Below are 12837 nucleotides of genomic sequence, written 5' to 3' on the forward strand. Positions count from 1 at the left end.
CCGCCTCAGTCCTGACCGTCGACTCGCCGCAGCCGTCGTATAGCCGGCACGCTCAGCAGCGCCACCGACACGACCACGGTGCACACTGCACCGGCCAGCAGCATGGAGCGTCGTCCGAACAGCTCCGCGGCGGGCCCGGCCAGCGCCTCGCCGACCGGCAGAAAGGCGATCGAGCCGGCGATGTCATAGGCGTACACGCGGTTGAGTACCTCGTGCGGCACCTGGGTCTGGATGCTGGTTGCCCACATCACCCCCCAGAAAGCCATCCCCAGACCTCCGACGACCGCGCCCGCCGCGACAGCCGGCACTGGCAGCCCGCTGCCCACCGCGAACGGGAAGACGGCGAACAGCGCCACGCCCACGGCTCCGGCCCGCAGCTGGAAGGCGGGCCGGAGCCGCATGGCGAGGATCCCGCCGACGACGGTGCCGCAGCCGAGAGCCGAGTTGACGAGGCCGTAGTCGGTCACGCCGTGCTGCTGGACCATCTCCGTCGCGATCAGCGGGGCAGCGGGGCCACGCGCCGTGAGCGCGAAGAAGCTCCACAGCGCCAGCACTCCCCACAGCCACGGCCGCACCCGGACCGCCCTCCAGCCCTCTCGCAGGCCCTGGCGCATGCCGCCGGTCGCGGACGGCGATGTGCCCGTCTCCGTGGCCCGCGTTCCCGACGATGCCGCATGGCCCGGCAGCCGCACCGCCCACAGGCACAGTGCGCTGGCCGCGTATGTGCCGGCGTGCACGGCGAAGACACTGCCGGCCGATGCGACGGCGACCAGAAGCCCGGCGACCGTCGGGCCGACGAGCGACATCACCGCCTCGACGGTGCGGATGGCCCCGTTCCCCTGTTGCGCATCCGCGGACAACTGGCGCACCGTGCTGGCCACTCCGGGCTGGAAGACCGCCGAGGCGCCACCGTTGACGAGACCGATCACCAGGATCTGCCAGAGCGCCACGTGGCCGGAGAAGAAGAGGCCGGCCGCGAAGGACTGACTGACCAGCCGGAGCAGGTCCGCCCCGATCATCAGCCGCCGCGGATCGACACGGTCGGCGATCACCCCTGCGAAGATGACCAGGACGGCCCAGGACACCGTGGGTACCGCCATGGCCACACCGACCGACGTGGCGCTGTGGCCCTGCTGCAGCAGCCCTCCGGCCAGCGCCACCGGTAGCATCGTGTCGCCGAGCCGGGCCACGGCACGGGAGAGAAAGAACAGCCTGAAGTCCCGTGACCACAGCCGCCGTTCACGCTCTTTCGCCGCTACGGCACCGCTGTACCCGGAGCGCGCCCGCGCTCTCACCGCGGCAACGAGCTCTCGACCAGGGCCGCGACTGTGCCATCCGCGTTGCGCAGCACGCCGGCCAGCAGTGCCAGCACGTCGTCGGCGAGGCCCTCGGCCACGGCCAGCCCGCCGGGCGGGCCCCCGCAGAAGGCCCGCGCGGTCGTTGCCTCGGGGGTGAACTCGAAGCGCAGAGTGGTGACACTCAGGTCCAGGGCCGGACGGAAGGGCCCCAGGGCACGGGGCTCGCGTTCGTCCGGCGCCGGCACCCGACCGGTGGCGGCGTCGGCGGAACGCGTATCGGCTGCGGCCTCGGCCGGCATTCCGACGTGCAGTTGCACGTAGTCGATGCCGTCGGAAAGCAGCGCCGCGCCCAAGGGTGGTACGGCGCAGGCAAGATCCGCGACGCTCAGCGCGGAGAAGCGGAGAGCGGCCAGATTCTGGCCCATGACGGACTTGAAGCAGTCCGACAGGGCCTGGGCGGGATCGATGTGGCAGACCACCGGACGGTCGTGCACGAAGCAACCGGCCGCGGCGCCGAACCCGGACCGCTGCCGAGTCGAGACCGGCGTGAACAGGGCGAGCGTACGGGGCCCGCCACGATGCCAGATCGCCGCCGCGGTCAGAGCCGCCAACACCGAAAAAGCGGTGGCCCCTTGGGCTCGGCAGACGGTGCCGACCAGCGTATGCAGGGCCGGCCCACGATAGAGCTTCTGCACCTGGCCCAGTAACAGTTCGCCTGTCGGCCCGGCGGCCGATCCGCCGCCGGGCCGGGGGATCAGTCCCGAAACCGGTTCGAGGCGGTCCAGGGAGCGGGACCAGTACCGTGTCTCGCGCTCGGCACGCGCCGCGGCATCGACTCGCTGCTCGCACAACTGTCGATAACCCAACGGAAGTTCGCCCGAATCGCCTCCGTGCCGCCCGAGCGCTTCCTCAAGCAGGGTCGTCAGCTCGGCTGTCAGGACTCGCTCGGCATGTCCGTCGCAGACGAGGTGATCCAGGGTCACCAGCAGGAACCGCTCCAGCCCGGCCGAGTCCTCGATCAGTTCGTACTCTGCGCGACCAGGGATCTCGCGCACCTGTGCCGACCCCAGGCAAGCGGCTTTTCTGGCGGCCAGCAGGTCTCCCGCACTCTCGCCGGGGCGCGCGATGACGGTGCGCAGCTGAGGGTCGACGGCCTCGATCCGCTGCAGGTAGGGCGCACGCCCGACCAAGGCGCTGCGCAGCGCCTCCTGCCGCCGCTGCAGACGTGTGATCGCGGACTGGACCCGGGCCCTGGTCATCTCGGGCCGGAGCGGGAGGGCGATGAGCGTGTTGCGGAAGATCCCGGGACCGAAGAGGCCTTCCAGGAAGAGCATGCTCCGTTGTTCCGGAGAGAGCGGGAACGGGGGCAACAAGAGTCTCCCGACGTGGTGTTCAGCCTTGAACCAGACTGGACTGGACCAATTTTGTCGATCGAGAGGGGATGCTAGGTCCTCGCCGGGATCACGGCAAGAGCCACAGGGCGGACCGCGACTCCCGAAGGAGCCGGATGCGTTCACCCACACGCAGTTCGCCGGGGATGTCCTCGGGGTGCCCCCCCCCGAAGAGTGCGGAGAACACACCAGCGCGACGGGCAGCACCGTGATCGTCTGCGCTCTTCCGGTGGCACCGGACGCCGACGGGATCGCGCGATCGCTGAAGCCCGTGGATGCGAATCCGCCGCTGCTGGCTCGGTGGGCCGAGATGCCTGCGAAGCGACCTGGATGGTGACGGACGAGCCATCCGGCTCGGGCTGCGTATCGGAAGAGGTGCATCGAACGGTATGCGCCGCTTCCGTCCGAGGTGTGGACGCACTGGCAGAACAACGAGCTCCCCCGCCCGGTCGGCGACCGGACGGGGGAGCGGTGGACGGGCCGGGTCAGGGCTTGACGCGGACCACCTGCGGGTCGTGGTCGGAGGCCTGGGTGGCGAACTCGCTGTTGATGTGGACGACGTCGTAGCGAGTCTGCTGCGGCTTGAACGCGGGACTGACCAGGATGTGGTCGAGCACCTGCGAGTTGCCCTGGTAGACGTACGAGTAGCGCTCGGACGCGGGCAGTTCGTTCACCAGGTCGCGCAGGACGCCGCCCTTGGTGAGGGTCCGGAGCGCGGGCGAGAACTGGTAGTCGTTGAAGTCGCCGAGGGAGACCACCCGGGCGCCGGGGTCGGCGGCCAGGAGCTTGGCGACGAAGGCCTGCTCGACCTCGGCCTGCTTGGCGCGCTGAACCTCGGAGCTGCGGGTCGGGGCCTGGAAGCGGCTGTCCAGGCCCTGGTCGCCGCCCTTGCTGTTGAAGTGGTTGGCGATCACGAAGACCGGCTTGTTGTGGAACTTGAACTGGCCGACCAGTGGCTTGCGGCTGCTGTTCCAGGCCTCGTTGGCCGGGTCGATCCGGCCCGGGGAGACGGTCAGCGAGGCGCGCTTGCCGTTGCCGGTCACGTCCACGGCGGTAGTGGAGTCGCCGCCGGGTATGTCGGTGAAGGAAACGCGGTCGGGGTTGAACAGGAACACCTGGCGGATGTTGCCGCCGGGCTCGCCGCCGTCCTTGCCGTTCACCGGGTCGACGGAACGCCAGTCGTAGGCGGGGCCGCCGGCCGCCTTGATCGCCTCGACGAACTTGGCGACGGTGGCACCGGCCGTGACCGTGCCGTCGTTGACCGGGCCGTTGTCGTCCTGGACCTCCTCCACGGCCAGGATGTCGGGTGAGCGCAGGTTGGTGACGACGCCGGCCGCCAGTTCGGCGAACTTCTCGTCCGGGTCGCTCGGGTCGAGGTTCTCGACGTTGTACGTGCCGATCGTGAGCTCGCTCGGCAGGCCGGACTGGGTGACCTCCCGCTTCAGCCCGCCCGACTGGACGGCGCCGAGCCGGGTGGCCTGCACCGCGTATCCACCGAAATTGGTGTAGTCCAGGGGGCCTCCGGTGGCGCCGGTGAGCCGGTCGCCGACATCTGCGACCGGGAAGTCGGCTGCCGCGCCGAGCGACTGGACCATGAGCCGACCGGAGTTCTGCCGGTCGTAGCCGAGGTACACGGAACCGCCGCGGGACGAACGCGGGTCCTGCTCGCGGGCGTTCACCCACAGCTCGTGGTACGAGTTGCTGGCCTGCGTCACCGGTACGTCGCGGACCTCGACGTTCATGCCCTCCAGCGACTCGTACAGGTCGAGCGCGTAGGTGTCGGGCCGCAGTGGCAGGGACTCGATCGAGCCGCCCGCCGCGTCCGGTACGTACGCCGCCGGCACGGCCGAGCCGTTCAGCACCACCGGGGCGGGCACCGGGTTGTCCGAGGAGACCACGGTGACCTTGGGGTTGGACAGCTCGGTGAGGGACTGCGAGCCGCCCGAGCTGTTCGTGTAGTACTCGGTCACCTTGGCCGTGACCAGGACCGAGTCGCCGACCTCGACGGCCGGGCCGGCACCGCCGGTGTAGACGAAGACGCCCTCGCTGGTGGCCGGATCGGCGTCCGGGTTCGGGTCCTGCATCCAGAAGCCCTTGGTGCCGTACGTACGGACGCCGGTGACGATGCCGGGGACACCCGCGACCGTCTTGCCGGCCAGCGGCGAGACGCGGGTGGCGCCCTGGATGTCGTGGACGCGCACCGTGCCGGGCTCGGTCGGGCCGGTGTCGCCCCCGCCGGAGCCGCCTCCGGGGACGGTTTCGCCCTTGCTGTTGACCGGGGTGGGCTCGCCGCCCTGGAAGTCGGCGGCGTTGTCGTCGGTGTCGGCGAGAGACGCGGCGCGGGCCACCGAGGCGCTGTTGGAGGCGCCGGGGGCGGCGCCGGAGCCCTCGTGGACCACGGCGGTGCCGAAGCCCACCAGATCGACGACGCGCGGGTCGGCGGCGCAGTCCGCGGCGGTCTTGCAGGTCAGCGCGTCGGTGCCGTTGACGAACGCGATGGTGCCCGTGGTGGCGGACAGGGCCAGGCTGCCGACGGCGTCGGCGGTCGGCAGGTCCACGGTGCCGCCCGTGCCCGCCGCCTCGGTGACCAGGTAGCGGGCGCCGGCGGCGACCGCGCCGCTCAGCGGGGTGACCCCCCACTTGCTGCTGGCGCCGGGGGTGCCCGGCAGGTACTGCACGCTGTAGCCGGCCAGGCCGAAGGCGGCCCCGGACGGGTTGGCGAGTTCGATGAAGTCATTCTTCAGCGTCGCGCCGGAGTTGCCGCCACCGCCGTACACCTCGGCGATGACCGCGCCCGCGGACGGGGTGGCGACCGCACCGGGCAGCGGGACGAGCACCAGCGACGCGGTGACCGCGGCGGGCAGGGTGGCGCGCAGCAGTGCGCGGCGGGAGCGGCGGGCGGGGAGGGGGCTGGGCACCGTTGCGGCACTCCTTCATGGCAGGAAACGGCCCGGTCGCCACAGCGGCGCCAGGGCCAGTGAGGGTTCGTCAAAGTGGTGGCGGGGGACGCTTGAGGGCGTCTCGCACAGATCCAGAAGCTGAAGATACGCGCGTAGAACATGGCGTAACAAGGCTTCGGACATGAACTTCTCCTCACCGTGCCTGCTTGTTCGCTCGTTGTTCCCGCAGGTCGGGCCGGGACGTGCACCGGAATCGGACCCTCGTCACGCGGGTGGAGAGCGCGCCGAACCGCCGGGCAGCGGCGCGGTGGCGACCTCTGCGTGTCGACAATGCCATTCGGCAGGCTCCGCCGAGCTTCCCGGGCTGACCGAGATCCCTCGCGAATGCCCTGCCGCCGCCCCTCATGGACAGCGTGGACCCGACTCACCACATCGGGCACCGTCCCAGGGGGGAACTCTTCCCGCGGTCAGTTGCCGCCTCCGCCGTTGTCCTTCCGGCCGCCCACCACCGCGGATACGATCCATGCCACCAGCGCGACGAGGAAGAACACGACAATGATGGTCGGGAGCGCTGACACCAGAACCTGGTCCCCCCATGGGATTCGTGACCGCTCCTGTGTGAAGTGTGCGGCACCTGAGGCATCGAGAGCTTCCTCACGGCCTCCACGACCTGCAGGGCCGACAGGTCCCTTCCAGGACCGACCGGATCCTACGCGGCCCCGGCAACCTCCCGCCAGTGGTGGCGCCACCACGCCAGGCGCTGAACCGCTCCATCACACCCGCAAGATCACCGACCTGGCGGGGGCGCCGTGGTCACACCGGCCGACCGCGTCAGGAATCGACGGAGCCATCGGCGATCAGAGGGGGCGCGTTGTGGCGGGCGACACCCGGCTCGGAGGAAGCCAGGCCCAAGTCCGTGCGCCGGCGCGCCTCGATGAACTCGATGCGCCGGGCCTGTTCGTCGTCGATCACATCGCACACCCAGTCCCAGTGCAGTGCCACCCGGTCGCCCGCGGAGAGACCGTCGAGCAGCGTCAGTCCGCCGGCCGAGCAGCGTACGGTCTCCTCCCGCCACGCGCCGTCGGTCAGCACCGCACCGTTCCAGCACAGCGGGCGTGACCGCACGGTCGCGATGTCCCTGTCGGCGGCCACGACCACTCCCGTACGGACGCGGCACTGGTCGAGCACGGACAGGGCGGTCGGATGGCCCATCGACCGCAGGAGCGGGGCCCACGGATACACCTCGAACACCTGGAAGCTGTGATGGGCCAGGGCGCGCCGTCCGGCGTCGCGCCAGGTGCCGCCGAGCTGCCCCCGGAACCGGTCGGTCATGCGCTCCACCAGAGCGGCGGGATCGGCCCGGTCCAGCAGTTCGTTGCCGATCCAGTACGCCTCGACCACCCGCACGTCGAGCGGGTCCGCCAGCCCCGCCGTCTCCGCGAGGAACTGGAGATAGCACCAGGCCCCCTCGAACTGCCGGGCGCGCCGCTCGATGTCGGCGGTCGCGTCACGGCGCAGGAGGGCCGCCGCGTCGGCCGGGCCGCAGTAGCCGAGCTCGTTGGGCGGGTAGGCGTATCGCGCGAACAGCAGCGCGCCCTCGGCACTCACTCAGCAGATCCTCGGTAGTTGTTCGCCGATCGGCAGCCCGATCACCCGGCTCCCGCCCAGCCCCGTCCTCGCCACGACCATCCCGGCGTGATCCGGCACGCAGCTGCCGATCCGGCAGGCGGACCGGCCCAGGGGATGGGCCCGCATGGCGGCCAGCACCCGGTCCGCGTCCTCGGCCGGGACGATCGCGATCAGCTTGCCCTCGTTGGCCACTTGGAGCGGGTCGAGCCCGAGCAGGCTGCACGCGTCGCGCACCGTGGGCGGTACGGGAAGCAGCCGCTCCACCAGTTCGATGCCCACGTCCGAGGCGCGGGCGATCTCGTTCAGCGAGGCCGAGACGCCTCCGCGCGTGGGGTCCCGGAGCACGCGCAGGTCGGTGCCGGTGGCGAGCATGGCGGCGACCAGTCCGTGCAGCGGGGCGGTGTCGCTCTCCACCGTCGTACCGAACTCGAGGCCCTCCCGGCAGCTCATCACGGCCACACCGTGCACGCCGATGTCGCCGCTGACGAGCACGGCGTCGCCGGGGAGAGCCCGGCGCGCGTGGATGTCGACACCGGGAGGGACCACACCGATGCCCGAGGTGTTGAGGTAGACGCCGTCACCACTGCCGTGCTCCACGACCTTCGTGTCCCCGGTGACCAGGCGTACGCCGGCGTCCTCGGCGGCCCGGCCCACGGCCTGCGCGATCCGGCCGAGGTCGCTCAGCGCGGTGCCCTCCGCGAGGATGAAGGCGGTGGACAGGAACAGGGGCGTCGCACCCGACATGGCCAGGTCGTTGACCGTGCCGTTCACCGCCAGGTCGCCGATCGACCCGCCGGGGAAGAACATCGGCTTCACCACGAACGAGTCCGTGGAGAAGGCGAGACGGGTGCCGGAGCCCACCGTCAGGACGGCCGAGTCACCGAGGTCGGCGGCGGCCGCGGCACCGTACGCGGGCAGGAAGAGGTGCTCGATCAGCTCACCGGACATCGCGCCGCCGCCCCCGTGGCCCATGACGACGGACGGCATGTCCCGCAGCGGTACCGGGCAGGCCCACCCCTCGAAGTCGAGGTCGGGCACATCGTTCACCACGGCGGTCATGTCCTGCATCGCGTCAGTCACTTCGCATCGACCAGTTCCAGGCGGCGGTGGGTGTAGTACGCGGCACACGCGCCCTCGGACGACACCATGGTCGCGCCGAGCGGGTTCCTCGGCGTGCACTCCTTGCCGAACGCCTCGCACAGGTGCGGTTTGATCAGGCCCTGGAGGACCTCGCCCGAGCGGCAGAGCGACGACTCGGCGGTGTGGATGTCCGTCACCTCGAACCGCTGCTCCGCGTCGAACGCCCGGTACTTCTCGGAGAGCCGCCAGCCGCTGCGCGGAATCGCCCCGATGCCGCGCCAGGTCCGGTCGGTCACCTCGAAGACATCGGCGAGCATCTCCATGGCGGGCACATTGCCCTCCTCGCGCACCGCCCTGGGATAGGCGTTCTCCACCTCGTACCGGCCCGCCTCCAGCTGGACGACGGTCCGGCGGACCCCTTCGAGGATGTCCAGCGGCTCGAAGCCGGTGACCACGATCGGCACCTTGTACTTCCGGGCCAGCGGCGGGTACTCGGCCGTCCCCATCACACTGCACACATGGCCCGCGGCGAGGAACGCCTGCACCCGGCACGTCGAGGACTCCATGATCGCGGCGATCGCGGGCGGCACCAGCACATGGGACACCAGCAGGGAGAAGTTCCGCACCCCGAGCCGCTGGGCCTGATACACCGTCATGGCGTTGGCGGGGGCGGTGGTCTCGAATCCGATCCCGAAGAAGACGACTTCGCGGTCGGGGTTCTCCCGGGCGAGCTTCAATGCGTCGAGAGGTGAGTACACCACGCGTACGTCGCCGCCGGCACTCTTCACGGAGAACAGGTCCTGGCTGCTGCCGGGCACGCGCAGCATGTCGCCGAACGAGCAGAAGATGACACCGGGGCGGGCGGCGATCGCCAGCGCCCGGTCGATGGTCTCCAGCGGGGTGACGCAGACGGGGCATCCCGGTCCGTGGATCATCTCCACGCTGTCCGGGAGCAGTTGGTCGATGCCGTGCCGGATGATCGAGTGCGTCTGGCCGCCGCAGACCTCCATCAGCGCCCACTTCTGCGTGGTGGCCGCGTGGATCCGGTCGATCAGCCTCTTCGCGACATCGGGGTCACTGAACTCGTCGAGGTACTTCACCGGCCGGCTCCTTCGTGGGACGCACCCTGGCGGGCTGCGCGTTCGAAGCCGTCCTCGAACTCCTCGGCCAGGATGCCGAGCCGTTCGAAGTCGGCGAGGGTGTCCAGGGCCGACCGTTCGTCGAGGCGCTGGATGGCGAATCCGACATGCACGATGACGTATTCACCGACGGTCACATCGGGGATGTACTGGAGGCACACCTCCTTGTGCACCCCGCCGAAATCGACCTCGGCCATCACGGTGCCGTCGACTTCGGCGGTACTGAGGACACGCCCCGGAACAGCCAGACACATGGTCCCTCTCCTCTGTGGATCCCTCTTGAGGTACGGCGGTGCGGTCGTGCGGCGGCGTCAGCCCGATGCGGCGATCACGAGCTGGCCGAGGGCGATCCCGCCGTCGTTCGGCGGGAGCAGGCGCGGCCGCAGGACGGTGAAGCCCCGTTCGGTCAGGCCGCGTTGGGTCGCTTCGAGCAGTACGGCGTTCTGGAAGACGCCGCCGCCCAGCGCCACGGTGGAAAGGCCGGTGTGTGTGCGGCAGAGGTCCGCGAGGCGGGTGGCGACAGCGGCGACGGCGGCGTGGAAACGTGCGGCGATCATCCCGGCCGGCACACCGTCCCGTACGTCGGACACCACGGCCCGGACGACCGGGCCCGGATCCGCGACGGCGGGTTCCTTCTTCTTCCCGGGGCGGATACCGAAGCGGTAGCCGCCCTCCGGAGCCGCGGGGCCGGCTGTCGCGCCACGAGCCAGCCCTTCCAGTTCCATGGCTGCCTCCGCCTCGTACGCCACCATGTGCCGGACGCCGGCCAGGGACGCGACCGCGTCGAAGAGCCGTCCCATGCCCGACGTGGGCACGCAGCCGAATCCGGTCGCGAACTGATGGGCCAGCACGTCGCGTTCGGCGGGCGGGCAGGCACGGACCGCGGGCAAGTCCTCGTCCCAGGGGATGCCGGCCGCGTACAGATGGGCGAGGGCCATCCGGTACGGCCGCAGCACACTCGCATCGCCCCCGGCCAGCGGTACGCAACCCAGGTGCGCGGCCCTGCTGAACGAGGCGTAGCCGGCCACCAGGACCTCGCCGCCCCAGGCCGCCCCGTCGGTGCCGTGGCCGGTGCCGTCGAAGGCGATGCCGATCACGCGCTCGTCCGCGCCCAGGCCGTGCTCCGCCATCACGGAGGCGATGTGCGCGTGGTGATGCTGCACGGTGCGGACCGGCCGCCCGGCCGCGTGGGCGCGAGCCCAGTCGCCGGAGTGGTAGCCGGGGTGACGGTCGGCCACCAGCCGGGTGGGCGCCACACCGGTGAGGTCCTCCAGATGCCTCTCGGTCCGGGTCAGGGCATCGACCGTGGACAGGTCGTCCATGTCGCCGATGTGCTGGCTCAGCCAGGCGTAGCGGCCCTCGGCCAGCGCGCAGGTGTTCTTCAGGTCGGCGCCCACGGCGAGCGTCGGGGGTACGTCGAAGGGCAGCGCGATCGGCAGCGGGGCGTATCCGCGCGAGCGGCGCAGCGGCAGTTCGGCACCGGCGGCCCAGCGGCTGACCGAGTCGTCGCACGGCACATGGATGCGCCGGTCGTGCCGTAGCCAGGCATCGACCAGCGGTGCCAGGGCGGTCAACGCGTCGCCGTCGTCGGTGACGATCGGCTCGCCCGACAGATTGGCCGACGTCATCACGAGCGCGTCCGGGCCCGGCGAGTCGTCACCGATGCCGAAGAGGAGGACGTGCAACGGGGTGTACGGCAGCAGCAGCCCGAGGTGGGAGCTGCCGGGCGCCACGGCGTCGGACACCCCCGCCCCGCGCCGGGCAGCGTGACGGGGGAGGAGGACGATCGGCCGGCGCCCACCGCTCAGGAGCTCCTCCTCCTCCGCCGTGAGAGTCACCAGCTCACGCGCGACGTCGAGGCCCGGCACCATCACGGCGAACGGTTTGCCTCCGCGCTGCTTGCGCCGGCGCAGTTCCGCCACGGCCGCGTCGTCACGGGCGTCGCACACCAGGTGGTAGCCGCCGAGGCCCTTGACCGCGATGATCGCGCCCTCGGCAAGAAGCTTCCGCGCGGTCCGCAGCGCGTCCTCGTCGTGCGACGGGGCCACGCCCTGCTTGCCGACGAGTTCGAGCCGCGGTCCGCAGTCGGGACAGGCGATCGGCTGGGCGTGGAAGCGCCGGTCGAGCGGGTCCTCGTACTCCGCCCGGCAGGCCCCGCACATCTCGAAGTCCGCCATCGTGGTGGCGGCCCGGTCGTACGGGAGGCCGGTGACGATCGTGAACCGGGGGCCGCAGTGCGTGCACGTGATGAACGGGTGGCGGTAGCGCCGGTTCGACGGATCGCCCAGCTCGTCCAGGCAGTCCCGGCAGGTCGCGATGTCGGGCGAGACCAGCGTCCTGGCGCGGTCGGACGCGCTGGACCGCTCGATGGTGAAGCCCGTGCCGCCGCGGGTCGGCTGTTCGCTCGTCAGCACGTCCTCGACGACCGCGAGCGGAGGGGCGTCGGAGCGCAGACGGCGGCCGAACTCCTCCACGGCGCCGGCCGCTCCCTCGACCTCGGCGAGCACACCGTCACCGGTGTTCGTCACCGAGCCCGTGAGCAGCAGCTCCGAAGCGGTGACGTAGACGAAGGGGCGGAAGCCCACGCCCTGCACGACGCCGCGCACCTCGAATCTGCGCCGGACCCGCTGCTCCCGGCCGCGGCCCATCATCTCCAGTCCCGACAGGGCCTCCTGGGCCTTCGCCCGGTCGATGCGCTCCACGGCGAAGCCCATGTGGAGAAGCACCCAGTCGTCGCGACCGGGTGCCTCGTCGAGCATGCCGATGTTGACGCGGCGCCTGGCGCCCTCCACGTCCACCAGAGCCAGCTGGCCCGCATACCCGTCCACGATCTCCACGACGCGGCCAGGAATGCCTAGGCACATGATCAGGATCTCCGGGGTTCGGTGCTGTTCACGGACGCGGTCGGTACGGACGGCGCGAGCTGCCGGACCAGGGTGTGCACTGCCCGCATCGCCTCGGGCACCGCGCTGTCGACGGCCTCGCCGAGCCCGATGCCCTCCTCTACTCCGGCGGGTGTGCAGCCGACGAGGTAGGTGAGCGGAAGCGTACCGCCCAATTGATCCAGATTTGCCAGGACAGAAACTGGATTCATGCCATGTGCGTCGAATTCACCCGAACCGAGGTCCTCCACGCCGATGCGGAGCACGGTCACCTCCCCGGGGGCGCCGCCCCCGGGGTACGCGTCGACCAGAACCAGCGCGTCGTACCCGTCGAGCAGGTCGTACGCGAGATGCATGCCGCGGATGCCGTAGTCCACCACCCGGACCTGCGGGGGCATCCCCCCGTCGCGGGCCAGTCGGCGCACCACCTCCGGGCCGAAGCCGTCGTCGCCGAGAAACAGATTGCCGATGCCCGCGACCAGCACCCGGCCGGCCTTGTCGGATTCCCTCGTCATCCT

At 71.0% G+C, this 12837-nt stretch carries 9 protein-coding genes; all 9 read right to left on the reverse strand.

The window, feature by feature from the left end; translation table 11 throughout:
- Nucleotides 1-5: 5 nt before the first annotated feature.
- Entirely contained in the window at nucleotides 6-1160 is a 1155-nt protein-coding gene (locus ACWCPY_RS22575) for an MFS transporter (RefSeq protein WP_451267597.1), read from the reverse strand.
- 131 nt (nucleotides 1161-1291) lie between these two features.
- Complete coding sequence (locus tag ACWCPY_RS22580) at nucleotides 1292-3070, reverse strand: condensation domain-containing protein (protein ID WP_451267599.1); 1779 nt, start codon at nucleotides 3068-3070, stop codon at nucleotides 1292-1294.
- A gap of 104 nt (nucleotides 3071-3174) precedes the next feature.
- A complete protein-coding gene (locus tag ACWCPY_RS22585; protein ID WP_451267601.1) occupies nucleotides 3175-5607 on the reverse strand; it encodes an endonuclease/exonuclease/phosphatase family protein in 2433 nt (810 codons plus the stop codon).
- Between the two features lie 813 nt (nucleotides 5608-6420).
- Nucleotides 6421-7197 carry a DUF6390 family protein gene (locus ACWCPY_RS22590; RefSeq protein ID WP_451267603.1) on the reverse strand — a complete coding sequence of 259 codons (777 nt, stop codon included), beginning with the start codon at nucleotides 7195-7197 and terminating at the stop codon, nucleotides 6421-6423.
- The gene (gene hypE / locus ACWCPY_RS22595; protein WP_451267641.1) at nucleotides 7198-8277 is read right to left on the reverse strand and encodes a hydrogenase expression/formation protein HypE; all 1080 of its coding nucleotides are present in this window, start codon (nucleotides 8275-8277) and stop codon (nucleotides 7198-7200) included.
- A 17-nt stretch (nucleotides 8278-8294) separates the two neighbouring features.
- Complete coding sequence (gene hypD, locus ACWCPY_RS22600; protein ID WP_451267605.1) at nucleotides 8295-9398, reverse strand: hydrogenase formation protein HypD; 1104 nt, start codon at nucleotides 9396-9398, stop codon at nucleotides 8295-8297.
- Complete coding sequence (locus tag ACWCPY_RS22605; protein WP_329820740.1) at nucleotides 9395-9691, reverse strand: HypC/HybG/HupF family hydrogenase formation chaperone; 297 nt, start codon at nucleotides 9689-9691, stop codon at nucleotides 9395-9397. Before ACWCPY_RS22605 ends, hypD begins: the two co-directional genes overlap by 4 nt.
- Before the next feature lie 57 nt (nucleotides 9692-9748).
- Nucleotides 9749-12301: a carbamoyltransferase HypF gene (gene hypF, locus ACWCPY_RS22610; RefSeq protein WP_451267607.1), complete on the reverse strand. Its 2553-nt coding sequence runs from the start codon at nucleotides 12299-12301 to the stop codon at nucleotides 9749-9751.
- Between the two features lie 2 nt (nucleotides 12302-12303).
- The gene (locus ACWCPY_RS22615) at nucleotides 12304-12834 is read right to left on the reverse strand and encodes a hydrogenase maturation protease (protein WP_451267609.1); all 531 of its coding nucleotides are present in this window, start codon (nucleotides 12832-12834) and stop codon (nucleotides 12304-12306) included.
- Nucleotides 12835-12837 lie beyond the last annotated feature (3 nt).

It is taken from the genome of Streptomyces sp. NPDC002403, assembly GCF_053593015.1.

What these genes read in the sequence shown, in the direction of transcription:
- ACWCPY_RS22580 (WP_451267599.1), bottom strand. Translation starts at nt 3,070, where the DNA reads ATGCACCTCTTCCGATACGCAGCCCGAGCCGGATGGCTCGTCCGTCAC.
- hypE (WP_451267641.1), bottom strand. Translation starts at nt 8,277, where the DNA reads ATGACCGCCGTGGTGAACGATGTGCCCGACCTCGACTTCGAGGGGTGG.
- ACWCPY_RS22605 (WP_329820740.1), bottom strand. Translation starts at nt 9,691, where the DNA reads ATGTGTCTGGCTGTTCCGGGGCGTGTCCTCAGTACCGCCGAAGTCGAC.
- hypF (WP_451267607.1), bottom strand. Translation starts at nt 12,301, where the DNA reads ATGTGCCTAGGCATTCCTGGCCGCGTCGTGGAGATCGTGGACGGGTAT.
- ACWCPY_RS22615 (WP_451267609.1), bottom strand. Translation starts at nt 12,834, where the DNA reads ATGACGAGGGAATCCGACAAGGCCGGCCGGGTGCTGGTCGCGGGCATC.